This is a genomic window from Palleronia pelagia (genome assembly GCF_900110115.1).
GTDB classification, from domain to species: Bacteria; Pseudomonadota; Alphaproteobacteria; order Rhodobacterales; family Rhodobacteraceae; genus Palleronia; species Palleronia pelagia.
Genome location: NZ_FOCM01000004.1, coordinates 346,184 through 368,448, shown reverse-complemented (window position 1 = coordinate 368,448; position 22,265 = coordinate 346,184). Strand labels below are relative to the sequence as shown.

Genomic DNA, 22,265 nt, shown 5'->3' with positions numbered 1-22,265 from the left:
TTCGAGAGGGGCGGTGCAACGTGCAGCCCATTCAACCTTTCCAGATAGCCCGGATCGCTTTCGGGTTGCTGACCTTCGCGATATTGGTGCTGACGCTTGGCGCGTTGACGATGAACGTCCTGCGCGACCTGCGGGATCAGAGGAGCGCCCAGGAGGATATCGTCCAGTGGTCGCTGTCGCAGGTCGAGATCGACTTCCTGCGGCTGCAGTTGGCGGTCAGCACCTTGCCGACCGATCAGCCCGGCACCGAGGACCTGGATCAGGTGACACGGGCCTTCGACATCTTCTACAGCCGGGTGGATCTCTTGCGAAACGGGTCGGCCTACGCCGCGCTACGTGACCTGGCGGAGTTCGACCAGGCGATGTCTCGGGTCGAAACCTTCCTGGACGACACCGTTCCGCTGATCGACGGCCCCTCACAAGATCTCGTTGGGGCCGCGCCCGCGCTATTGACCCGCATCGAGACGCTTCGGCCCGCGGTGCGACAGGTCTCCCGCTCTGGGGTGGGGTATTTCGCGCGCCTGAGCGATGATCGACGCAACGAAGTGGTGCGAACTCTGGTCCAACTCGCCGCGGTGGCGGGCGGCCTTCTGTTGGCCCTCTTGCTGCTGGCCCTGCGTCTTGGATGGTTGAATGCGCAGAGCATACGCCGCCGGGCCGAAGTCGCCGCCGCCTACGAAAGGGTGCGCGTAGTGTCCGAAACCTCCCTCGACGCCGTGATCCTGAGTGACGAGACCGGGAAGGTCCTCAGCTTCAACGCCGCGGCGGAACGCACGTTCGGTGTCTTCGCCGCCCAGGCTATCGGCAAGAACCTTTCGGAAGTGATCGTGCCGGAACACCTGCAGGACTGGCACCAGGAGGAGATGCGGACCTTCGAACGGACCGGCAAGCACGCCATCCTTGGAAAGGGCCGCGTCAAGGGCGTTGCCAGCCGGGCGGACGGCACCGTCTTCCCGGTGGAACTGTCGGTCCAACGCGCCACGACCCTTGAGGGCGACATCTACGTGGTGGTCCTGCGCGACATCTCGCACCGCGTTCAGGCCGAGCGGGACCTGGTCGCCGCCCGCGATCAAGCGCTGGCCAGCGAACGCGCCAAGGGCGATTTCCTTGCCACCATGAGCCACGAGATCCGGACGCCACTGAACGGTCTCCTTGGCAATCTGGGACTGCTGGGCGACACGATCCTGTCCGAACGCCAGCAGGAATACGTGCGCAACATGGAGACCTCCGGCCGTATGCTCCTGCGGCACGTGACGGACGTCCTCGACATAACGCGCTACGACGCGGGCAAACTGAGACTGCGGCAACGCCCGATGCATGTCGGCCGGATGATCCAGGACATCGTCGACAACCAGAGCGGGGCGGCCCGTGCCAACGACACGCGGCTGTCCTGGGCGTGGGAGGGCGACCGGATCGACTGGATCCTCGCCGACCGCGACCGGATCGAGGGTGTCCTGCTGAACATCGTCGGCAACGCGGTGAAGTTCACCCATGGCGGCCAGATCGACATCACCGCGAAGGTCGAGCCGGGGACGGAGCCGCCCGGTGATGATCGGCCTGTGTTGCACGTCGCCGTGCGCGACACGGGCATGGGCATCGCGGAGGACATGCAGGCGCGGATCTTCGAGGATTTTACCACGGGCGACACGACCTACGATCGGCAGGCCGGTGGCACGGGGCTCGGCCTCGGGCTCGCCCGCCGCTTTGCCGAGGCGATGGGCGGCGCCATCACGCTGGATAGTGCGCCGGGACGCGGCAGCACCTTTTGCCTGCGCCTGCCTGTGGACCCTGTCGACCCGCCGCATCACCCGACGCCGCTGCCTGCCGACCGACCAGCGGCGCCGGCGCGCCCGTCGCGGGTCCTGTTGGTGGAAGACAACGTCATCAACCGCACCATCGCCCGGGAAACGCTCAGCCGGGCGGCGCACGAGGTCACCGAGGCGAAGGACGGAACCGAGGCGGTGCGCCTGGCCGCGCGCAGCCGGTTCGACGTGATCCTCATGGACGTCCGCATGCCGAAGATGGATGGTCGCAAGGCCACACGCCTGATCCGCGGGGGCGACGGTGCCTCGAAGGACGTGCCAATCATCGCGCTGACGGCGAACGCCCAGGCAGAGGAGCAGGCGGCTTTCCTGGCCGACGGTATGAACGACGTGATGGTCAAGCCCGTCCTGGGGGACGCCCTGCTGTGTGTCGTCGATCGCTGGACATCGGGCGACGGCGCATCCGCGCCCGATCCCGTGGACGCCGAGCCGCTGGCCGACCTGCGCCAGGCACTGGGTCCCGACCGGGTCGACGACCTTCTGGGCCGCTTTGCGCGCGAGGTGGATACGCTGATCTCGAACGGCCCCGACGCCGACCCCGCGGTCATCGCCGACGAGGCGCACCGCTCGGCCGGCAGCGCGGCGATGTTCGGGGCAACCGCGTTGCAGGGGGCGCTGGGCGCGCTGGAACAGGCAGCCCGGAACGAGGCGCAGGACGGAGAGTTCCTCGCCGCCGCTCACAACGCCGCGCGGGCCGAGTGGTCACGCAGCCGTGTGGCGCTGGGGCTTTAGTCGGCGGCGCCCTGTCCCGACCGGAAAATCCGGCTTTCGCCGATCATGTCTTCGAGCGCGGCGATGCGCTGGGCGCTGCTGTCGGAGCGGCGGGCCTGCACCTCGGCGATCAGCGCCTCGATCAGCAGGTTCAACGCCAGCGTGCTGTCCCAAGCCGATGGCACCTCGACCATGGCGCGGAAGGTGTGGTCGGCATGGCGTTCGATGGGCGATCCCCAAATGTCGGTGAACAGCACGATCTCGGCCCCCTGGCCGCGCGCGAGCGTGGCGAGTTTTTCCAGCCCCTTTTCGTAGCGGCGGATGTCGAAGACGATCAGCACCGCGCCGCCATCGATGTCCAGCAGCGCCTGCGGCCACACGCTGGGCGCGCTGTCCAGAAGCGTGACGCCGGGGCGGATGATCTGCAGGTGGTTGAAGAAATATGCCGCGTTCGACCGGGTGATGCGCCCGCCCAGCAAGTGGAGCCGCCGCGACGGGTCGGCCAGAACCCCGGCCACGCGGTCGAAGGCGGCGGTATCCAGCCGTTCCAGCGTGCGGTTGATGTTGTCCGACACCGCCGTCACGAAGCGCGACAGCATGTGGTCGCCCCCCGGCATCGGCCCGCCGGGGTCGAGCTTGGCCAGCGGCTGCTTCATGGCGTCGGCCACGTCGCTGCGGATCGCGTCCTGCAGGTCGTTGAACCCGTCGAAGCCCAGCTTGCGGGCCAGCCGCACGATGGTGGGGGTCGAGACCTCGGCGCTTTCGGCCAGCTTGGTGATGGATTGCAGCCCCGGAACTAATTGCCCGTCCTGCAGCACGGCGGCCAGCTTGCGCTCGGACGCGGTCAGGTCGGCCTGCTTTTCCCGCAGGAGATCGCGGACCAGCTTGCGTCTGCCCATGATCGTTCCTTTTCCTACAGCGCCCATCGGGCTGAAACAAAGATTACAGAAAAATCCTTGACTTGCCATCGGAATCCAGCGTCACTCGATCCCATCTGGCAAGGGGAAGTCCGGCTTGGACGATGATTGGCAAACGGTCGAGGTGATCGGGGCAGGGCGCGGCGCGCCGCTGGTCGTGGTCTGCGAACATGCCGCCAATCACATTCCCGCCTCGCTGGACGGCCTGGGTCTGGACGCCGCCGCGCGCGCATCGCACGCGGCCTGGGATATCGGCGCGCTGGACGTGGCGGCGCCCCTGGCCCGGGCATTGGACGCGCCACTGGTCGCCGCCCGGATCTCGCGCCTGGTCTATGACCTGAACCGCCCGCTGGAGGCCGCAAGCGCCATCCCCGATCGGTCAGAGGTGTTCGACGTGCCCGGAAACCGCGGGCTGGACGCCTCCGCCCGGCAGGAGCGCCACGACCGCGTCGCGCAGCCCTTCCACGACCGCCTGGCCGAGGTCATGGCGGCGCAGGAGCGGCAGGCCGGGACCCCCGTCACCCTGCTGACCATCCACAGCTTCACGCCGGTCTTCGACGGCCAGCCCCGCACGGTCGAACTGGGCTTCCTGCACAACGCAGACGGCAACCTCGCCCGGCGCGCCTGCGACATCGAGGCCGCGCGCGGCACCTACGACGCGCGGGTAAACGAACCCTACGGCCCGGCCGACGGGGTGGGCCACATGCTGAAGATCCATGGCGACGACCACGGACGGCCCGCCCTGATGCTGGAGATCCGCAACGACCTGATCGACACGCCCGACCGCGCGGCCGCCATGGCCGACCACCTTCTGCCGATGCTGCGGCAAGGGCTGGCGGGACCTGACGCGAAGGCCGCCGAATGAACGTCTTGCGCCGCTATGTCAGGCTGGTGGACGGCTTCAACTACGGCCTCGGCCGGGTGATGATGTTCGGCATCTTCGTGCTGATGGGCATCCTGCTCTATTCCAGCATGAACAAGGCGTTCTTCACCCCCCGGCTCTGGACGCTGGAAATGGCGCAGTTCGTCATGGTCGGCTACTACATCCTCGGCGGCCCCTACGCGATGCAGATGGGGGCCAACGTGCGGATGGACCTGTTCTACGGCGAATGGTCCATGCGCAAGAAATCGTGGATCGACTGCTTCACGGTCTTCTTCCTGATCGTCTACCTCGTGATCCTGCTCTGGGGCGGGATCGAAAGCACGTCCTACAGCTTCAAGTACGGGGGCGAGCGCAGTTCCAGCCCGTGGCGGCCCTACATGTGGCCGATCAAGGTGACCATGTGCGTCGGCATCGCGCTGATGCTGCTGCAGGCGCTCAGCGAGCTGGCGAAGGACATCATCTTCCTGCGCACCGGCGAAAAGGTCGGGCGCTTCCATCACGGCGAAAGGCAGGGCGATGCCTTATGAGATGATCGCCCTTCTCATGTTCTCGTCGATGATGCTGCTGCTTCTCACCGGGCAGCGGGTCTTCGGCGCCATCGGCTTCGTCGCGGTGGTGGCGGCCGTCCTGCTCTGGGGCGACAGGGGCGGCTACGACATCGGGTTCGCGGCGGCGATCAAGCTCATGCGCTGGTACCCGCTGCTGACGCTGCCGATGTTCATCTTCATGGGCTACGTCCTGTCCGAAAGCAAAATCGCCGACGACCTCTATCGCATGTTCCACGTCTGGATGGGCGGCCTGCGCGGCGGGCTGGCCATCGGAACCATCGGGCTGATGGTGCTGATCTCGGCCATGAACGGGTTGTCGGTGGCGGGCATGGCGATCGGCGCGACCATCGCGCTGCCCGAGCTTCTGAAACGCAACTACGACAAGCTGATGGTCACGGGGGTGATCCAGGCCGGCTCGTCCCTGGGCATCCTCGTTCCGCCCTCGGTGGTGCTGGTGCTCTACGCGATGATCGCGCGGCAGCCGGTGGGCCAGCTCTGGCTCGCGGGGGCCGTGCCGGGGCTGATGATGGCGGCGCTTTTCATCATCTACATCGCCATCCGCTGCCGGGTCTCGCCGAACCTGGGCCCCACCATCGACCGCAGCGAGCTGGACCAGATCACACGGGGTGAGAAATACCGCCTGCTGCTGGCGGGGCTTCTGCCCGTGGGCATCTTCGCGGTGATGATGGTGCCCTTCGTGAACGGCTGGACGTCGCTGGTGGAAAGCTCGGCCATCGGCGCGCTCGCGGCCTTCTTCGCCGCCGTCGCCAAGGGCCGGATGACCCGGCAGGTGTTCGAGACATCGATCCGCCAGACCCTGGCCATCACCTGCATGTTCATGTGGATCATCCTGGCCGCGCTGGCCTTCGGCGCGGTGTTCGACGGGCTGGGCGCGGTGAAGGCGATCGAGAACCTGTTCACCACGCAATGGGGGTTGAACCCCTGGGTGATCCTGATCCTGATGCAGCTGTCGTTCCTGCTGATGGGCACGTTCCTGGACGACACCGCCATGCTGGTGATCGTCGCGCCGCTTTACGTGCCGCTGGTTGGCGCGCTGGGGTTCGACTTGATCTGGTACGGCGTGCTTTACACGATCACCTGCCAGATCGCCTACATGACGCCGCCCTTCGGCTATAACCTGTTCCTGATGCGGGCCATGGCGCCGCCCGAGATCACCATCACCGACATCTATCGCTCGATCATTCCCTTCGTGGGCGTGATGATCGTGGCGCTGATCCTCGTCATGGTGTTCCCGCAGATCGCGCTTTGGCTGCCGGGGCTGATCTACGATTACTGACATTCGCGCATAACCAAAGCGGGCGGCCCGAACCGCCCCGCCCTTTCAAACCAACAAGGAGTTCATGACCATGACCACGAGACGCAAGTTCTTGCAGGGTGCCGCCGTCGCCGCGCCCGCCACGCTCGCCGCGCCCGCCGTCCTGCACGCGCAGGAGCCCATCCGCTGGCGGTTCCAGACCTATGCCGGCGCCGCGCTGGGCGAGCAGGTGACCAAGCCCATCATCGACTACATCAACACCAACGCGAACGGCGAGCTCGAGATCGAGCTGTTCTACGCCGACCAGATCGTCCCCACGGGCGAGCTGTTCCAGGCGCTGCAGCGGGGCACCATCGACGGCGTCCACTCGGACGACGACTCCATGGCGTCGCCCACGCCCATGCGCGTCTTCGGCGGGTATTTCCCCTTTGCCACCAAGTCGATCCTCGACGTGCCGGTGCTGTTCAACCAGTACGGCCTGGCCGACATCTGGCGCGAGGAATACCAGAAGGTCGGCGTGCAGTGGCTGTCGGCGGCGGGGCAGGACCCGTGCAACTTCAACACCACGAAGGAAATCACGTCGGTCGCCGACCTCGACGGCCTGAAGCTCTATACCTTCCCCACGGCCGGGCGCTTCCTCACCCAATTCGGCGTGGTGCCGGTGAACATCCCCTACGAGGATGCCGAGGTCGCGGTGCAGACCGGCGAGCTGGACGGCATGGCGTGGTCCGGCATCACCGAGGACTATACCGTGGGCTGGGCGGACGTGACCGACTATTTCCTGACCAATAACATCTCGGGCGCGTGGATCGGGTCGTTCTTCGTAAACCAGGAACGCTGGGCGGATCTGCCGGATCACCTGAAATCCGTCGTCATGGCGGGGATCGAGGCCGGACACTTCTACCGCAATCAGTGGTACTGGGGCGGCGAGGCGCGGCTGCGCGCCCGCGGTGACAAGCTGGCCCTGCGCGAGGTGCCTGCCTCCGAATGGGCCGAGGTCGAGCAGGCCGCCGTGGCCTTCTGGGACGAGATCGCGCAGGAATCCGAGACGCACCAGCGCGTCGTCGACATCTTCCGCGAGTACAACCAGGTCATCAACACCGCAGGCGCACCCTACACCTTCGGCTGAGACCAACGCGCGGGGCGGCGCCTGTCCGGTGCCGCCCCGTTTTCACGAACGCAACGAGGACCGCACCCATGGCTGGCAATCTCTCGCTCGACACGCTCACCGAACTGGCCGCCACGGGTGAGATTGACACCGTCCTGGTGGCGCTTGTCGACATGCAGGGCCGGCTCCAGGGCAAGCGGTTCCATGTCCGCGACTTCCTCGACAACGCGATCGAGGAAACCCACTGCTGCAACTACCTGCTGGCAACCGACCTGATGATGGCGACGCCCGACGGCTACCGCGCCACCAGCTGGGAGGGCGGCTATGGCGATTATACCCTGCGCCCCGACCTGACCACGTTGCGCCACGTGCCGTGGCTGGAAAAGACCGCGCTGGTGCTGGGCGACGTGCTGGATCACCACAGCCACGAACCCGTGGCCCACAGCCCCCGCCAGATGCTGAAGCGGCAGGTCGCGCGGCTGGCCGACCTTGGCCTAGACGCGGCCATGGCGACCGAGCTGGAATTCTTCCTGTTCGAGGGCGCGCTGCGCGACCTGCAGAAATCCGGCTATCGCGACCTCGTGCCGCTGAACGGCTTCAACGAGGATTACGCGCTGTTCCAGACGACCAAGGAGGAAGGCTTGCTGCGGCCCCTGCGCAACCACCTCTACGCTGCGGGCATCCCCGTGGAATGCACCAAGGGCGAGGCCGAGACCGGCCAGCAGGAGCTGAACATCCGCTACGCCGGTGCGCTGGACTGCGCCGATCACCACACCATCGGCAAGCACGCGGTGAAGGAGATCGCGTGGCAGCACGGCGTGTCGGCCTCGTTCCTGCCCAAGTGGCGCGCCGACAAGGTCGGGTCGTCCAGCCATGTCCACATGTCGCTGTGGCAGAACGGCGATCCGGCCTTCTTCGACGACAGCAACGAGCTGGGCATGTCCGAGCTGATGCAGAACTTCCTCGCCGGGCTGATCCACTACGCCCGCGACATCACCTTCTTCCTCGCGCCCTACGTCAACAGCTACAAGCGCTTCGCCAAGGGCACCTTCGCGCCCACGCGCACCGTGTGGTCGGTGGACAACCGAACCGCCGGGTTCCGCCTGTGCGGCGCGGGCACAAAGGGCGTGCGGGTCGAGTGCCGGATCGGCGGATCGGACCTGAACCCCTACCTGGCTCAGGCGGCCCTGCTGGCCGCCGGGCTGCGCGGCATTGCCGACGAGATGGAGCTTCAGGCCCCGACCAGCGGCGATGTCTATGAATCCGCGGATACGCCCGAGATCCCCCGCACCCTGCGCGAGGCGACCGAGACCCTGCGCGAGAGCGACATGCTCCGCGCCGCCATGGGGGACGATGTGGTCGACCACTACACCCGCGCCGCCGAGTGGGAGCAGGAAGAATATGACCGCGCCGTGACCGACTGGGAAATCGCCCGCGGGTTCGAGCAGGCCTGAAGGAACAACCATGACCAAGACCCTGAAATGCATCTCGCCCATCGATGGCTCGGTGTACCTGGAACGCGAGACCCTGGATCTCGATGCCGCACGTGCCGCCTGCGACCGCGCCCGCGCCGCACAGGCCGACTGGGCCGCGCGCCCGCTGGAGGACCGCATCGCGCTGGTCCGCGCCGGCGTGGCCGAGGTGGGCAGGACCACCGACCGCATGGCGGTGGAGCTCGCCCACCAGATGGGCCGCCCGGTGCGCTATGGCGGCGAGTTCGGCGGCTTCGACGAGCGCGCCAGCCACATGGCCGACATCGCCAAGGACGCTCTGGCCCCCATGGTGGTCGAAGACAGCGACAAGGCGCTGCGCCAGATCACGCGCGAGCCGCGCGGCGTCGTGCTGGTCGTGGCGCCGTGGAACTATCCCTACATGACCGCGATCAACACCGTGGCCCCGGCGCTCATCGCCGGGAACACCGTGATGCTGAAGCACGCCACCCAGACCCTGCAGGTGGGCGAACGGCTGGTCGAGGCGTTCCACGCGGCGGGCGTGCCCGAGGACGTGTTCCAGAACGTCTTCCTCGACCACGACACGACCGCCACGCTGATCGCCGAGCGCCGCTTCGGCTTCGTGAACTTCACCGGCTCGGTCGGTGGCGGCAAGGCGATGGAGATCGCGGCGGCGGGCACCTTCACCCCCGTGGCGACCGAGCTGGGCGGCAAGGATCCGGGCTATGTCCGCGCCGATGCCGATGTCGACGCCGCCGTCGACGGGCTGATGGACGGCGCGATCTTCAACGCGGGCCAGTGCTGCTGCGGGATCGAGCGGATCTACGTGCACGAAAGCCTCTACGACGCGTTCGTCGAACGGGCCGTGGCGTGGGTCGAGGCGCTGAAGCTCGGCAACCCGCTGGACCCCGAAACCACGCTAGGCCCCATGGCGAACGTGCGCTTCGCCGACGAGGTGCGCGCCCAGACCCGCGAGGCTGTAACGCAGGGCGCCCGCGCGCTGATCGAAACCGACCCGGCCGACGACGGGGGCGCTTACCTGACGCCGCAGATCCTGGTGGACGTGACCCACGACATGCGCGTGATGCGGGACGAGACCTTCGGCCCGCTGGTCTGCATCATGCCAGTGAAGGACGACGAGGACGCCATCGCCAAGATGAACGACAGCCAGTTCGGCCTGACCGCCGCGATCTTCACCCGCGATATCGACGCGGCGCAGGCCATCGCCGCGCGGCTGGAGACCGGCACCGTCTTCATGAACCGCTGCGACTATCTCGACCCCGCGCTGTGCTGGACCGGCTGCAAGGATACCGGCCTTGGCGCGGGGCTGTCGGTGCTGGGCTACCACGCGCTGACCCGCCCGAAATCCTACCACCTCAAGAAAGCCTGACGCCCATGTCGATGACCGCCAACTGGTCCTATCCCACCGCCATCCGCTTCGGCGCGGGCCGCATCGACGAGATCGGCGCCGCCTGCATCGCCGCGGGCATCAGCAAGCCGCTGCTGGTCACCGACCGCGGCCTCGCGGCCATGGACATCACCCGCCGCACGCTGGACCTGATCGAGACCGCGGGCCTCGGCCGCGCGATCTTTTCCGACGTGGACCCCAACCCGAACGAGCGCAATCTCGAGGCCGGGCTGAAGGTCTACCGCGAGAACGACCATGACGGGGTGATCGCCTTCGGCGGCGGCTCGGGGCTGGACCTGGGCAAGATGGTCGCCTTCATGGCGGGACAGGTGCGCCCGGTCTGGGATTTCGAGGATATCGGCGACTGGTGGACCCGCGCCGACGCCGACGCCATCGCGCCCATCGTGGCGGTGCCGACCACCGCCGGGACGGGGTCCGAGGTGGGGCGGGCGTCGGTCATCACCGATTCCGAGACCCACGTGAAGAAGATCATCTTCCACCCCAAGGTGCTGCCGAGCGTGGTGATCTGCGATCCCGAGCTGACGGTGGGCATGCCGAAATCGATCACCGCCGGCACCGGACTCGACGCCTTCGCCCATTGCGTTGAGGCGTTCTCGTCGCCCCATTATCACCCCATGAGCCAGGGCATCGCGCTGGAAGGCATGCGGCTGGTGATCGACAACCTGCCGCGCGCCTACGACGACGGCAGCGATATCGAAGCGCGCGCCAACATGATGAGCGCGGGGGCAATGGGCGCCGTAGCCTTCCAGAAGGGGCTGGGTGCGATCCACGCGCTGAGCCACCCGGTGGGCGCGGTCTACGGCACCCATCACGGCACGACGAACGCCGTCTGCATGCCCGCCGTGCTGGACCTGAACGAAAGCGTGATCCGCGACCGGTTCGACCGCGCGGCGTCCTACCTGGGCGTCGATGGCGGCTTCGACGGGTTCCGCACCTTCGTGCAGGACTTCAACGACCGCTTCGACATCCCCCGCAAGCTCGGCGCCATGGGCGTGGGCGACGACCGCGTGGACGAGCTGGTCGAGATGGCGCTGAAAGACCCCAGCTGCGGTGGCAACCCGGTGGAGCTGACGAAGGACAACGTGCGCGGGCTGTTCGACGCCCTGATCTAGGCCGAGAACAGCGGCGTTGACGCGGCGATGGACCATGCCAGCGCCGCGCCCAGTCCCAGCCCCGCCGCGCCCGGACGGCGACGGGCGATGGGGCGCGCGACCGTGCCGAAAACCAGCCAGAACAGCACCAGCACCGGCAGCACTGTGAAGGTCAGGCCGATCCGGGCGGGGGCTGCGAACATGAGCCCGCCCAGCAGCGCCAGCACCGCCAGGCGCAGGGCGACCCGCCGGACGATCCCGCTGCCCGCCAGCAGGACGGCCTCGCCCAGGGCATAGGCCAGCGTCGCCGGCAGCAGCGCCAGTGCCAGCGCGACGCGCGGCCCGGTGGGCAGGAACGACGCGCCGTAGCGGTCCAGCAGCAGGGCGAAGGCGAGCGACCAGAGAGCGAACAGCGCCAGCCCCGCGCCGGGCCTCCCCAGTCGCGACCATCCCACCGCCAGCCACGCCATGCCGGGCACGGCCAGCGCAAGGCCCAGCGGCGCGAAGCCCGCCATGCCGAACAGCGCCGCGTCCGATACCGCCAGCGCGCCGAGGCCGGCCAGCGGCAGCGGCAGAAGCCCGGCAAGCCAGAAGCTGCGGGCGGGCAGGGCCGGTGCCAGGTCGCCCCTGGCGGCCCAGCCGGTGGCGACCCGGCCCGCCGCCAGCATCGATCCCAGCAGAAGGACGATCCACGGCCCGGTCAGCGCGGGCGGCGTGGCGGCGCCGGTCAGCCAATTGCGGGCGGCCCGCGCGGTGGTCGGCGACCACAGGACACCCACGTGGCCCACCCAGGGCGCGACGGCGGTGCGGCGTCGGACCTCGCCTTCTTCCGCCGTCTCGCCCTCGAGCACGTCGGCCTCGACCATCCGCGCGGCGTCCAGCGCCACGTCCCTCAGCCGCGATTCCCACTGGCCCGAGACCACCAGCAGCGCGGGCGGCCAATCGGGCGACAGGGTCTCGGAATACATCGAGATGGCGACCAGCTGCCCGATCCCGGCCGCGCGCCCAGCGCGCAGGATGATGTCGGTCGCCATAGAATGCCCCAGCAGCGCCACGACCGGGCCGGGCGCCGCCGCGATTACTTGGCCCATCTGGTCGACCAGTTGCGCCGTGGTGCCTTCGATCCGCGTCACGTCAGGCGACAGCAACCCCGGATGCCGCCCGTGGCCGATGCTGTCGATACTGATCACGCCCAGCCCCGTGCGCGCCAGGCTCAGCGACAGCGCGTGCATCATCTGCCGCGATCCGGCGAAACCGTGCGAGACGATGACCCAGCCTTCGGGCGTGCGACCGGCGCGGGTGAGGAACGTGGCGGGCGTGTCGCCGATACGGTCGTGACGGATGTCCAGCCCGTCCTTGGCCCGTTCCAACTGCCACGCCGACAGCAGGAGCAAGCCCACGGCCAGCAGGAGGGACAGCACACGCACCATGTGCGGCAATTTAGCGCGCGGCGCGGTCGAAGCGATACTCGGTGGTCTGGGAATAGACGGCGCCCGGGCGCAGCTCGACCGAGGGGAAGCCCGGGTTGTTCGGCGCGTCCGGCCAGTGCTGCGGCTCGAACGCCATGGCGGCGCGGCGGGGGTAGGGCTGTCCGTGGTTCGTCTCTTCCTCCACCGCGAACTTGTGCATGTCGAAGACCTGCATCCCCGGCGCGGTGGTCGCGATTTCCAGCGAGGGACTGTCCGGCGCCGACAGTCGCAGCGCCGGGATCAGCCCGCGCGGCGCATCGGCGAGGCAGAAGTTGTGATCCAGCCGCGGCGTCGTGTCGAGGTCCAGCGTCACACCCTCGCGGAAGTCGTAGGGCGTGCCCGCGACCTCGGCGATCTCGCCCGTGGGCAGGTCGTCGCCATCGGTCGGCAGATAGCGGTCGGCCAGTACCTGTAACCGCTGGCCGCTCCAGCCTTCGGGCGGCTGCATGGTCCAGTAACCGTGGCTGGCGAGGTTCATCCAGGTGGGCGCATCCGTTGCGCCGCGGAAGGTGACGCGCAGGGTTGCGCCATCCAACGCGTATTCCACCTCGATCCGCCGGTTGCCGGGAAAGCCGCCCGCGCCGTCGGGCAGGCTGAGCGCAAGGGTCGCTTCGGTGTCGTCCTGGTCAACGACTTCCCAGACCTGCGTGTGGGTCGCCGCCGCGCCGCCGTGCAGCGTGTGCCGGTCGTCCTGGTTGGCGTCGAGCCGGTATTCCGTGCCGTCCAGCGTGGCTTTGGCCCCGCCGATCCGGTTGGCGACCGGCCCCATCACTGCCCCGAAATGGGTGCAGATGCGGGTGTATGCGGACAGGTCTGGGCTGCCCAGGGTCAGGGAGAAATCGACGCCCGCCAGCCGCACGTCCTGGATCAGCGCGCCCAATGTCAGGATCCGCACGGTCAGCGCGTCGTTGCGAAGGGTGATGCGCTCGACCGTGCGGCCGTCGGGCAGGGTTCCGAAGCGTTCGATCATGGTCGATCCTCCCAAAGGACGCCCGCCGCCGGGATCTCGCGGCCCGCGAAGCGGACCGGCTCGGGCGCGTAGTTGAACCAGAAACGGTGCGTGTCGGTATCGCGCAGCCGCAGCCCGTCCGGAAGGTCGAGCGTTTCGATCCCCTCCGCCGCGCAGGCCCGCCGCAGGATCCGGTCGAGCGCCTCGGCATCCGGCCAGCCGCCCAGGTAGTGAAGTTTGCCCGCAGCCACCAATGTCGGCGCGCCGTCTGCCGTGGTCTCGATCACCTCGGCATCCCCATCCAGCGTCTCGATCCAGTGCTGCAGTGTGCCGCCTTGTGCCAATGGCACCGCGCCCGAGGCTGGAACCGTCTCGACCCGCGCGACGGCGGTATCGAGGCCGGGCAGCGCCGGGGGTAGCGGGACGGGGATCGCCATCTCGGTCGTCTTCGCGTTCGTGCGCGGCCCGAGGATCGCCGTGCCGGTCAGCCCGTCGCAAAACCCCTGCGGCAGGGTGGCGAGCCCGGGCGCCAGAACCAGCGCATGGCCGGACAGGTCGGCGTCGGCGGGCAGGATGTCGACGTTCAGGCCCAGTCGCCGAAGGCCGGAGTAGAAGGCGAAGCAGATCGTGAAATGGTCGAATTCGACACCCTGCGGCTGCACGTCCCACGCCCAAGCCGAGGCATAGTCGAAGACCAGCGCCACGTCGCCGCGCGCGGTTCCGGCCTCGGGGGCCTCGGCCAGTTCGCCTGCCACCTGCGCACATTCCTCCAGCCCCGGCGCGGGAGCGCTGTCGGGGCGCAGCAGGCCCGCGTGGTGCTGTTCCTGCGCGAAGGGCAACTGCCGCCAGCGGAAATAGCAGACCGCCTCGGCCCCGTGGGCGAATGCTTCCCACGCCCAGAGCCGCGCCATGCCCGGAAGCGGCGCGGGGTTGTGCGCGGCCCAGTTCACCGGGCCGGGCTGCTGTTCGATGATCCACCAGCGGCCGCGCCCGACCGCCCGGTAGAGGTCATGGTGAAACGCCTGCATGTCCGGGTGCCCCTGTCGCAGGAAGCGCGCGCGCTCGGCCTCGGTCGCGGGCGTGCGATCCTCGAGAAAGCCGATCGGGTAGCTGTCCCAGGTGGCGATATCCAGGTCGGCGCCCACGGCGAAATGGTCGAAGGCGACCTCGCGGCCCATGTAGTTGTGCAGGATCGGCGCGTCGGTGCGGGCGCGCAGGATCTCGACCTGCACCCGGTTGAACCGCACCACCTGGTCCGAACAGAAGCGCCGGAATGCCAGGGCGTGGGCCGGGTTGGGTTCGGTCACGGTCAGGTTGGGCAGGCCGATCTGCCCGAAGGTGTCATACTCCATCGACCAGAAGACGTTGCCCCAAGCCCGGTTCAGCGCGTCCGGCGATTGGTAGCGCTGCGCGCACCAGTCCTGGAAGGCCCGCCGCGCGGCGTCGGAATAGCTGACGACCGTGTCGTGGCAGCCGTACTCGTTATCGGTCTGCCAAGCGCGGATATGCGGGTTGCGGCCATAGCGGTTGGCGACCTCCGTGACGATGCGGCGGCATTCTTCGAGATAGCCCTCGTGCGAGAAGCAGTAATGCCGCCGCGACCCGAACCCGCGCGGGCGGCCCTGCGCGTCCAGCGCAAACATGTCGGGATGCTTGTCCACGACCCAGGCCGGCGGCGTGGCGGTGGGCGTGCCCAGCACGACCTTCAGCCCCGCATCGCCCAGCGTTTCGATGGCCCGGTCGAGCCAGCCCCAGTCGAACTGTCCCGGCTGAGGCTCGATCCGGGACCAGGCGAATTCGCCGATCCGGACCCAGGTCAGCCCGGCCTCGACCATGCGCCGCGCGTCCTCGTCCCAGGTCTCCTCGGGCCAGTGTTCGGGGTAGTAGCAGGTGCCGAGGGTTCTGGCGGGCATGACGGGGCCTGACTTGGAGTGAATTTTTGCGGACAGGTGAATCCGGGGGCAGGGCTAGAGAAGGATGCGGTGCTCTGCCTGCCCAGTGGCGTTGGTCTCGACCCGGAAGGTGCGGCCGTGGCCATCCTCGGTCGCGATGATCGGCTCGTCGATGCCGACGGCGGCCGAGGTGACGAACAGCGTCGACAGGTCGGGCCCGCCGAAGGCCGGGCAGGTCGTCTGCAGCGCGGGCAGGTTCACGACGTGCAGTTGGGTCGCGTCCGGGCCGTAGACCGCGACGCGGCTGTTGCCCCACTGCGCCGACCACAGGTTGCCGTCGGCGTCGCAGACCGCGCCGTCGGGATGGTAGGGCGTGCCGCGCAGGTCGAGCCATGTTTCGGCCTGCCCCACCGGCCACCCGTCACCGTCCAGCCGCCACTGCATGATCATCTGCGCCGGCGTGTCGGCGAAAAAGGCGGTGGTGCCGTCGGGGGTGAAACAGATCGCGTTGGCGATGGACATGCCGCCCTTCAACTTGCGCAGCTCGCCCTTGTAGAATCGGTAAAGTGCGCCGTCGCCCACGCCCTTTTCCAGCCCCATGGTCGAGATCCAGAACCCCCCCTGCGGGTCGGCGCGCCCGTCATTGGGGCGGTTGGCAGGCTTGTCGGCCTCGAGATCGCACAGGTGGGTGTGGCTGCCGGTTTCGATATTCAGCAGCATCAGGTCGGTGTCGGTCGCCACCAGCAGCGTGTCGTGGTCGACCCAGCCCATGCAGGACACGTGCCGATCGAAGGTCCAGTCACGAAGCGCCCCGTCGATCCGGCTGAGCACCCTTTTCGACAGGATATCGCACCAGAAAAGCTGCCCGCGCTGGGGGTGGAAGAACGCGCCTTCGCCCAACAGGCAGCGCGTCGTGTCATAGGTCTGCGGTTCTCCGGTCTCGATCATCGTTTCACCCTTCTGCCGCGTCGTAGGCGGCGACCATGTCGCGGGCACGGGAAGAAATGTCGTCAACCGCGTCGCCGGGACGGTAGAGGGCCGACCCAATGCCGAAGCCCGACGCGCCGGCGCGCAGCCAGTCGCCGAAATTCTCGGGGCCCACGCCGCCGACCATGTAGACCTGCGTCTCGGTGGGCAGCACGGCGCGCAGGGCCTTCAGCCCCTCGGTCCCCATCTGGAAGGCCGGGAACACCTTCAGCCCCGTGGCGCCCGCGTGCAGCGCGGCGAAGCATTCGGTGGGGCTGAGCACGCCCGGGAAGCTGTCCATCCCGGCCGCGCGCGTGGCCGCAACGACCGCGGGGTCGAAGCAGGGCGAGACGATCAGTTGCCCGCCCGCGTCGTGCACCTGAGACACCTGCGCGGGCGTCAGCACGGTGCCGGCACCGATCTGCGCGTTCTGACCGTGGGCCTTCACCATGGCCGCGATGCTGTCGAACGGCGAGGGCGAGTTCAGCGGCACCTCGATGCGGGTGATCCCCGCCTCGATCAGCGCTGCCGCCACGTCCACCGCCTCGGACGGGTCGATGCCGCGCAGGATGGCGATGAGGGGTCTGGTCATGAAGGCTCCTTGCTCAATCCGCGCCACGCCGCCGTCAGGCCCTGCAGCGTCAGCGTGTCGCCGCGCGTGCGGATCACCTGCACGCCCTGCATGGCCAGCGCCGTGGCGTAATGTTGCGTTAGCCCCGCCGCGCCGATCAGCGCCACGGGCAGTCCAAGCCAATAGGGTTTGGCGGCGGCAAGTTCCGCACCGATCAGCAGACCCGACAGCGCGGCGGTGGATTCGGCGGTGCCGCGATTGTTCAAAAGCGCCTCGGCCCGGATCGAGAACAGGCGCGCGGCCAGTTGCTCGGGGCGGCTGAGGCTTTGCGACAGCGCGTCGGCGAAGGTGTCATCGTCCCAGCCCTCGGGCGCGACCGAGTGGCGCAACACCGAGTGGTGGGCCAGCGCCGCGAACAGCTCGCCCGTCATCATGGTGCGGAACGACACGACCTCGCCCGCGCTGATCTGCACCCACTTGGAATGGCTGCCGGGCAGGCAGATGGCGCCGTCGAAATCCGGGTTCAGCGCAAGGAAACCGGCGATCTGCGTCTCCTCGCCGCGCATGACGTCGGCGGGGTTGGTCTGTTTCAGGCCAGGCACGATATGGACCGCCAGCCGCGCGTCGTTCGTGGGCACGGGCACCAGCGTGTCGGATAGCGGCGTGGCCGGCACCTTGCGATAGCCCGCGTCGCGCCAGCCCTGCGCGGCGCCCGCCATGCCGCAGGCGATCACGGGGGTGCCCGGCGCGATGTCCCATCCGTCGATCATGCGCAGCAGCGCCGGCTCGAACCCGTCCGACGCGAGGCCCCCCATGCCGGGGCCGCCCGGTGCGGTGTCGAGCACCTCGGCCCCCGCCATGGCCCAGGCGCGGGCGTTGGTGGTACCCCAGTCGACGGCGATCCAGTCGGGACGGGTCACAGGCGCTCCCCCTCGATCACCCACATCGTGGCGGGCCACGCCCAGGGCAGCGAAAGCCCCATCCCCATCAGCGCCGTACCGCTGAGCGTCACGGGGCCGTCCTTCAATGCGACCGGGCCGCGGCTTTGCGGCGGAATGTCCGAAGGGTTCACCAGCCGCACGCGGTACCGCGCCTCCGGGTCGAGCCCGGCCAGCCGCAGCGGGCGGGGCAGGGCCTGTGGAGAGGTCTCGGTCTGGGCGACGAAGGCGACGAAGCGGTGGCCGTCGGCCGCGCGCTGCAGTTCGGCCCGCACGGCCGGATCGGCGCAGTCCAGGGGCAGGATGTCGCCCGCGTGCATCCAGACCCGGTTGTCCTTGTACCATTTCGTGATCCCGCGCAGCGTTTCGGCATCCTCGGCCGGCAGGCTACGCGGATCCATCTCGAACCCCATGTGGCGCTGGGCGGCGACCCAGGCGCGGAAAGCCATGGGCAACCGCCGCCCCGAGGTGTGCGACGGGTCGGGGCCCACGTGGCTGCCCGTCACCGCCGAGGGCAAAAGCAGGGACGCGGCATGCTGGATGCGCACCCGTTCCAGCGCGTCGTTGCTGTCCGACAACCAGACGCGGTGGGTGCGCGACAGGATGCCCGCGTCGATCCGCCCGCCGCCCGACGCGCAGCTTTCGATCTCGACCCCGGGATGCGCCGCGCGCAGCCGGTCGAGCAGCGCGTAGATCCCGTCGGTCTGCGCTGCGTCGCCGATGGGCAGCAGCCGGTTATGGTCCCATTTCAGGTAGTCGACCGGGTGGTCCTTCAGGATCGCGTGCAGCGCATCGAACAGGTGGTCGCGCACGTCGGCGCGGCCCAGGTCCAGCACCAGCTGCTGCCGCCCACGCGGTTGGTCGGGCGGGCCCAGGACCCAGCCCGGGTGCAGCCGGTAGAGGTCGCTGTTCTCGTTCACCATTTCGGGCTCGACCCACAGCCCGAAGGCCATGCCGCAGGCATGCACATGCTCGATCAGGGGCATCAGCCCGTCGGGATACTTGCGCGTGTCGATCCACCAGTCGCCCAGCGACGTGGTGTCGTCGTCGCGCTGCCCGAACCAGCCATCGTCGAGGACGAAGCGCTCGGCGCCCAGGTCGGCGGCGGCGCTGGCGATGTCCTTCAGCGCGTCGAGGCTGTGGTCGAAATAGATCGCTTCCCAGCAATTGTAGTGAACGGGGCGCGGGCGGGACTTGTCGGGCCAGTTGATCCCCATGTCGCGGATGTGCCGCTGGAACAGCACGCCCGTGCCACCCATGCCCTCGGTGCTGAACCCGGCCAGCAGCGTGCCGGTGCTGAACCGTGTCGCCGCGCCCTGCCAGGCGCCCGGGCTGTGGCCCATCTGCAGCTGGCGGCGGCCATCGGGCAGTTCCTCGGCAACCATGCGGTGGCCGCCGGACCAGGCGTAATGCAGGGCCAGCGCCTGTCCGCGGGTCTTGGTCGTGCCGCGCGCCGGGAAGACCGCGTGGGGCGGGTGTTCGTGGCCGGACCGGCCTTGCCGCCCGTCGCGCACCCGCTGCCCCGGCTGCCAGGGCGTCTCGACCGCGCGCCATTCGCTGATCCAGCCGCCGTGAATGTCGATCATCGGGGCCGCGTCCTGCGGGCCGGGCAGCACCGGGGCAGCCAGCCAGTCGCAGATCACGGGCGCATCGGCGTCGAGATCGGCGCGCAGCGCGACGAGCCCGGTCGGCAGGATCTCGATCACCGCGTTGTAGCGCAGGCCGACGCCGCGATTGCGCGCCGTGACGCGGAAGGCCGTGTCGGTCGCCTCGACCCGGGCCCCCTCGAACGCCAGCGTCAGGGGCAGCCCGTCGCTGTCGCGCAGCATGGCGCCGGGATGGCCGCCGAAACCGCGCCCCGGCTCGGGGCAGAGGCTGATGGGGGCGACCACGTCCAGCGTGCCGCCGCCCAGGTCCATCGCCTGCGCGCGGGCGAGTTCTTCTAGGTCCTCGTCCCGTGGCAGGGCCGTGCCGAAATAGATCACCGCCGGAAGGGCGTCGCCCTCGGCCGCCATCACCAGCGTCTGTCGTCCGTCATCGAGGCGCCACTGCGGCATTATTTCACCGCGCCTAGGGTCAGTCCGGCGATGAAGTGCTTCTGCATCAGGAAGAACATCGCGACCGGCGGCAGGGCGGCGACGATGCTGCCCGCGCTCATCAGGTGATAGGCCGCACGGTACTGCGCGTTGAAGCTGGTGATGCCCGCCGTAACCGGCTGGCTTTCGGCGCCCTGGGTCAGCACCACGGCCCAGAAGTAGTCGTTCCAGATGAAGGTGAAGACCAGCACCGACAGCGCCGCCAGCGCGGGCTTCATCAGCGGCAGCACCACGAACCAGAAGATACGCCATTCGGCCACGCCCTCGACCCGGGCGGCCTCGATCAGCTCGAAGGGCAGTTGGCGGATGAAGTTGCGCATGAACAGCGTGCAAAACCCCGTCTGGAAGGCGATGTGGAACAGGACGAGCCCGGTCTTGGTATTATAAAGCCCCAGGTCCAGCGTGAGGTCCCGCACCGGCACCATCAGAATCTGGAACGGCACGAAATTGCCCGCCACGAACATGAAGAAGATCCACAGGTTCGCGCGGAAACGATAGATCCCCAGCGCGAAGCCGGTCATGGCCGATAGGGCGATGCAGCCGATGACGGTGGGCACCGTGATCAGGACCGAGTTCAGCAGGTAGCGCGGCATCTGGGATTCCAGGAACACCTTGCCGTAGTTCGTGAATCCTTCGAAGCTGGACGGCCAGCCCCAGTAATTCGCGTTGCCGAAATCCGCGCCGGGCTTGATCGAGAAGATCATCACGGCAATGAGCGGCAATAGCCACAGGAGCAGCGCTAGCGGCAGGAACGCCTGGTAGGTCAGCTGCGCCGCGCGGGGCTGTTTCTCGATCGGGGTGGGAAACATCAGCGATCCTCCTCGCGCGGGGGCAGGGCGGCCTGCGCCTTTTTCGTCAGGCCGGCGCGCACCGTGTCGTAGGAAACCGCGATCCGGTGCCGCGCCTCGCCGGGGTCCAGGTCGGGCAGGTCCAGGTGCAGCCACGCGCCGCGGAAATAGGCGGGTTTGCGCCCCACGCCCGCGTCGATGAGCATCCGGGCGCTGTCACTGTCGGCACAGCGCAGGACGACGTGCCCTGTGTTCCGATCGCGGGTCTCGGTGTGACCGAAACAGGCGAACATCTTGCCGCCGATCTTCCACGCGTCGAGCTCGCCGGGGCCGGACAGCACGGCGCCGGGCAGGCGGGCGGCGATGGTGTCGATCTCGCCCCGGGTCATCAACGCCGCTCCTCGCGGTACATGGAGAACAGGAAATAGGCGATGAAGCACAGCATGATGAGGAACAGCACCACCGCGATCGCTGCGCCATAGCCCATGCGGAATCCGTATTCCGACAGCGCGACCTCGAACATGTAGAAGCTCAGCACGCGGCTCGATCCGAAAGGCCCGCCCTGCGTCATGATCGAGATCAGGTCGAAACTGCGCAGCGCCCCGATGATGGTCACGACGAAGGCGATGAAGGTCGCGGGCTTCAGCTGCGGCAGAACGATGTGCCACAGCATGCGCCACCCCTTGGCGTTGTCCAGCCGCCCGGCCTCGATCTGCTCGGGGTTCACGGCATTCAGACCGGTGAGATACAGGATCATGCAATAGGCCGTCTGCGGCCAGAGACCGGCGAGAATGATCCCGAAGGTCACGTAGCGGGGGTCGCCCAGCACGTTGATGGGCCCCGCGCCGAACCATCCCAGCATCACGTTCAGCAGCCCGAAGGCGGGATCGTAGAACCAGGTGAAGACCAGGCCGACGACGACCTGGCTGATGACGAAGGGAAAGAAGAACAGCGACTTGTAGATGCGGATGCCCGTCACCGTCTGGTTCAGGAACAGCGCGATTCCCAGCCCCGCGGGGATGGCCAGCAGGTAGAGCAGCAGCCACCAGACATTGTTCTTCAGCGAGGTGTAGAAGGCCGGGTCATTGCCCAGCTCGCGGTAGTTCTCGAGGCCGACATAGGTCGGCTGGCCCAGTCCGTCCCAGTCCTGCAGCGAGATGCCGAAGCTCTGGAAGATCGGGATGATGACGTAGACCGCGAAGAACAGGACGCCCGGCGCCAGGAACAGGTAGGGCGTGATGGCGATCTGGTTGCGACGCCACCAGGACTTCCGGACGGTCGATTGCGGCAGGGCGGCTTGGGTCATCGGGGGCACCTCGGTCGGACGGCCGGCAGGGCGTCGGGGACACCCTGAATGAG

19 protein-coding genes are annotated in these 22,265 nt (G+C 68.3%); 8 read left to right on the top strand and 11 right to left on the bottom strand.

The genetic code is table 11. The annotated features are described in order from the left end of the window. Positions 1-20: 20 nt before the first annotated feature. Entirely contained in the window at positions 21-2,555 is a 2,535-nt protein-coding gene (locus BMX96_RS11170) for an ATP-binding protein (RefSeq protein WP_175481719.1), read from the top strand. On the opposite strand, the gene BMX96_RS11165 is transcribed toward BMX96_RS11170, so the two are convergent. Continuing rightward, positions 2,552-3,433 carry a MurR/RpiR family transcriptional regulator gene (locus BMX96_RS11165; RefSeq protein ID WP_073129592.1) on the bottom strand — a complete coding sequence of 294 codons (882 nt, stop codon included), beginning with the start codon at positions 3,431-3,433 and terminating at the stop codon, positions 2,552-2,554. The two genes, BMX96_RS11170 and BMX96_RS11165, sit on opposite strands and share 4 nt — an antisense overlap. A 115-nt stretch (positions 3,434-3,548) precedes the next feature. Between BMX96_RS11165 and BMX96_RS11160 the strand changes: the two genes are divergently transcribed. The 7 genes from BMX96_RS11160 (at position 3,549) to BMX96_RS11130 (ending at position 11,258) form a co-directional block, all read left to right on the top strand. Then, the gene (locus tag BMX96_RS11160) at positions 3,549-4,316 is read left to right on the top strand and encodes an N-formylglutamate amidohydrolase (protein ID WP_091845555.1); all 768 of its coding nucleotides are present in this window, start codon (positions 3,549-3,551) and stop codon (positions 4,314-4,316) included. Further along, a complete protein-coding gene (locus BMX96_RS11155) occupies positions 4,313-4,861 on the top strand; it encodes a TRAP transporter small permease subunit (RefSeq protein WP_073129594.1) in 549 nt (182 codons plus the stop codon). Before BMX96_RS11160 ends, BMX96_RS11155 begins: the two co-directional genes overlap by 4 nt. Further along, complete coding sequence (locus BMX96_RS11150; RefSeq protein WP_091845554.1) at positions 4,851-6,179, top strand: TRAP transporter large permease; 1,329 nt, start codon at positions 4,851-4,853, stop codon at positions 6,177-6,179. Before BMX96_RS11155 ends, BMX96_RS11150 begins: the two co-directional genes overlap by 11 nt. Positions 6,180-6,249: 70 nt before the next feature. Continuing rightward, positions 6,250-7,287, top strand: coding sequence for a TRAP transporter substrate-binding protein (locus BMX96_RS11145; RefSeq protein WP_091845622.1), 1,038 nt, complete (start codon positions 6,250-6,252; stop codon positions 7,285-7,287). Between the two features lie 68 nt (positions 7,288-7,355). Next, entirely contained in the window at positions 7,356-8,720 is a 1,365-nt protein-coding gene (locus tag BMX96_RS11140) for a glutamine synthetase family protein (protein ID WP_091845553.1), read from the top strand. Positions 8,721-8,730: 10 nt separating this feature from the next. Continuing rightward, positions 8,731-10,107 carry an aldehyde dehydrogenase family protein gene (locus BMX96_RS11135; RefSeq protein WP_091845552.1) on the top strand — a complete coding sequence of 459 codons (1,377 nt, stop codon included), beginning with the start codon at positions 8,731-8,733 and terminating at the stop codon, positions 10,105-10,107. A 5-nt stretch (positions 10,108-10,112) separates the two neighbouring features. After that, positions 10,113-11,258, top strand: coding sequence for an iron-containing alcohol dehydrogenase (locus BMX96_RS11130; RefSeq protein ID WP_091845551.1), 1,146 nt, complete (start codon positions 10,113-10,115; stop codon positions 11,256-11,258). Here the strand turns inward: BMX96_RS11130 and BMX96_RS11125 are convergent. The 10 genes from BMX96_RS11125 to BMX96_RS11080 are packed head-to-tail and all read right to left on the bottom strand — an operon-like array spanning position 11,255 to position 22,212. Beyond that, positions 11,255-12,667 (bottom strand): alpha/beta fold hydrolase, encoded by a 1,413-nt coding sequence (locus BMX96_RS11125; RefSeq protein ID WP_091845550.1) that lies wholly within the window; start codon positions 12,665-12,667, stop codon positions 11,255-11,257. The genes BMX96_RS11130 and BMX96_RS11125 overlap by 4 nt on opposite strands. A 10-nt stretch (positions 12,668-12,677) precedes the next feature. Continuing rightward, positions 12,678-13,676 carry an aldose epimerase family protein gene (locus BMX96_RS11120; RefSeq protein WP_091845549.1) on the bottom strand — a complete coding sequence of 333 codons (999 nt, stop codon included), beginning with the start codon at positions 13,674-13,676 and terminating at the stop codon, positions 12,678-12,680. Beyond that, entirely contained in the window at positions 13,673-15,568 is a 1,896-nt protein-coding gene (locus BMX96_RS11115) for a beta-galactosidase (RefSeq protein ID WP_091845548.1), read from the bottom strand. Before BMX96_RS11115 ends, BMX96_RS11120 begins: the two co-directional genes overlap by 4 nt. 54 nt (positions 15,569-15,622) lie before the next feature. Then, the gene (locus tag BMX96_RS11110) at positions 15,623-16,495 is read right to left on the bottom strand and encodes an SMP-30/gluconolactonase/LRE family protein (RefSeq protein WP_073129602.1); all 873 of its coding nucleotides are present in this window, start codon (positions 16,493-16,495) and stop codon (positions 15,623-15,625) included. Positions 16,496-16,499: 4 nt separating this feature from the next. After that, complete coding sequence (locus BMX96_RS11105) at positions 16,500-17,105, bottom strand: 2-dehydro-3-deoxy-6-phosphogalactonate aldolase (protein WP_091845547.1); 606 nt, start codon at positions 17,103-17,105, stop codon at positions 16,500-16,502. Further along, the gene (locus BMX96_RS11100) at positions 17,102-18,004 is read right to left on the bottom strand and encodes a 2-dehydro-3-deoxygalactonokinase (RefSeq protein WP_091845546.1); all 903 of its coding nucleotides are present in this window, start codon (positions 18,002-18,004) and stop codon (positions 17,102-17,104) included. The genes BMX96_RS11105 and BMX96_RS11100 overlap by 4 nt, the downstream gene beginning before the upstream one ends. Then, on the bottom strand, positions 18,001-20,079 hold the full coding sequence (locus tag BMX96_RS11095) for an alpha-galactosidase (protein ID WP_175481718.1): 2,079 nt from the start codon (positions 20,077-20,079) through the stop codon (positions 18,001-18,003). The genes BMX96_RS11100 and BMX96_RS11095 overlap by 4 nt, the downstream gene beginning before the upstream one ends. Next, positions 20,079-20,927, bottom strand: a complete 849-nt coding sequence (locus tag BMX96_RS11090; protein WP_073129605.1) for a carbohydrate ABC transporter permease — start codon at positions 20,925-20,927, stop codon at positions 20,079-20,081. The genes BMX96_RS11095 and BMX96_RS11090 overlap by 1 nt, the downstream gene beginning before the upstream one ends. Further along, positions 20,927-21,295, bottom strand: coding sequence for an MmcQ/YjbR family DNA-binding protein (locus BMX96_RS11085; protein ID WP_091845545.1), 369 nt, complete (start codon positions 21,293-21,295; stop codon positions 20,927-20,929). Before BMX96_RS11085 ends, BMX96_RS11090 begins: the two co-directional genes overlap by 1 nt. Next, positions 21,295-22,212, bottom strand: a complete 918-nt coding sequence (locus BMX96_RS11080) for a carbohydrate ABC transporter permease (RefSeq protein ID WP_091845544.1) — start codon at positions 22,210-22,212, stop codon at positions 21,295-21,297. The genes BMX96_RS11085 and BMX96_RS11080 overlap by 1 nt, the downstream gene beginning before the upstream one ends. Positions 22,213-22,265 lie beyond the last annotated feature (53 nt).

What these genes read in the sequence shown, in the direction of transcription:
- BMX96_RS11165 (WP_073129592.1), bottom strand. Translation starts at nt 3,433, where the DNA reads ATGGGCAGACGCAAGCTGGTCCGCGATCTCCTGCGGGAAAAGCAGGCC.
- BMX96_RS11155 (WP_073129594.1), top strand. Translation starts at nt 4,313, where the DNA reads ATGAACGTCTTGCGCCGCTATGTCAGGCTGGTGGACGGCTTCAACTAC.
- BMX96_RS11150 (WP_091845554.1), top strand. Translation starts at nt 4,851, where the DNA reads ATGCCTTATGAGATGATCGCCCTTCTCATGTTCTCGTCGATGATGCTG.
- BMX96_RS11145 (WP_091845622.1), top strand. Translation starts at nt 6,250, where the DNA reads ATGACCACGAGACGCAAGTTCTTGCAGGGTGCCGCCGTCGCCGCGCCC.
- BMX96_RS11140 (WP_091845553.1), top strand. Translation starts at nt 7,356, where the DNA reads ATGGCTGGCAATCTCTCGCTCGACACGCTCACCGAACTGGCCGCCACG.
- BMX96_RS11135 (WP_091845552.1), top strand. Translation starts at nt 8,731, where the DNA reads ATGACCAAGACCCTGAAATGCATCTCGCCCATCGATGGCTCGGTGTAC.
- BMX96_RS11130 (WP_091845551.1), top strand. Translation starts at nt 10,113, where the DNA reads ATGTCGATGACCGCCAACTGGTCCTATCCCACCGCCATCCGCTTCGGC.
- BMX96_RS11125 (WP_091845550.1), bottom strand. Translation starts at nt 12,667, where the DNA reads ATGGTGCGTGTGCTGTCCCTCCTGCTGGCCGTGGGCTTGCTCCTGCTG.
- BMX96_RS11120 (WP_091845549.1), bottom strand. Translation starts at nt 13,676, where the DNA reads ATGATCGAACGCTTCGGAACCCTGCCCGACGGCCGCACGGTCGAGCGC.
- BMX96_RS11115 (WP_091845548.1), bottom strand. Translation starts at nt 15,568, where the DNA reads ATGCCCGCCAGAACCCTCGGCACCTGCTACTACCCCGAACACTGGCCC.
- BMX96_RS11110 (WP_073129602.1), bottom strand. Translation starts at nt 16,495, where the DNA reads ATGATCGAGACCGGAGAACCGCAGACCTATGACACGACGCGCTGCCTG.
- BMX96_RS11105 (WP_091845547.1), bottom strand. Translation starts at nt 17,105, where the DNA reads ATGACCAGACCCCTCATCGCCATCCTGCGCGGCATCGACCCGTCCGAG.
- BMX96_RS11095 (WP_175481718.1), bottom strand. Translation starts at nt 20,079, where the DNA reads ATGCCGCAGTGGCGCCTCGATGACGGACGACAGACGCTGGTGATGGCG.
- BMX96_RS11090 (WP_073129605.1), bottom strand. Translation starts at nt 20,927, where the DNA reads ATGTTTCCCACCCCGATCGAGAAACAGCCCCGCGCGGCGCAGCTGACC.
- BMX96_RS11085 (WP_091845545.1), bottom strand. Translation starts at nt 21,295, where the DNA reads ATGACCCGGGGCGAGATCGACACCATCGCCGCCCGCCTGCCCGGCGCC.
- BMX96_RS11080 (WP_091845544.1), bottom strand. Translation starts at nt 22,212, where the DNA reads ATGACCCAAGCCGCCCTGCCGCAATCGACCGTCCGGAAGTCCTGGTGG.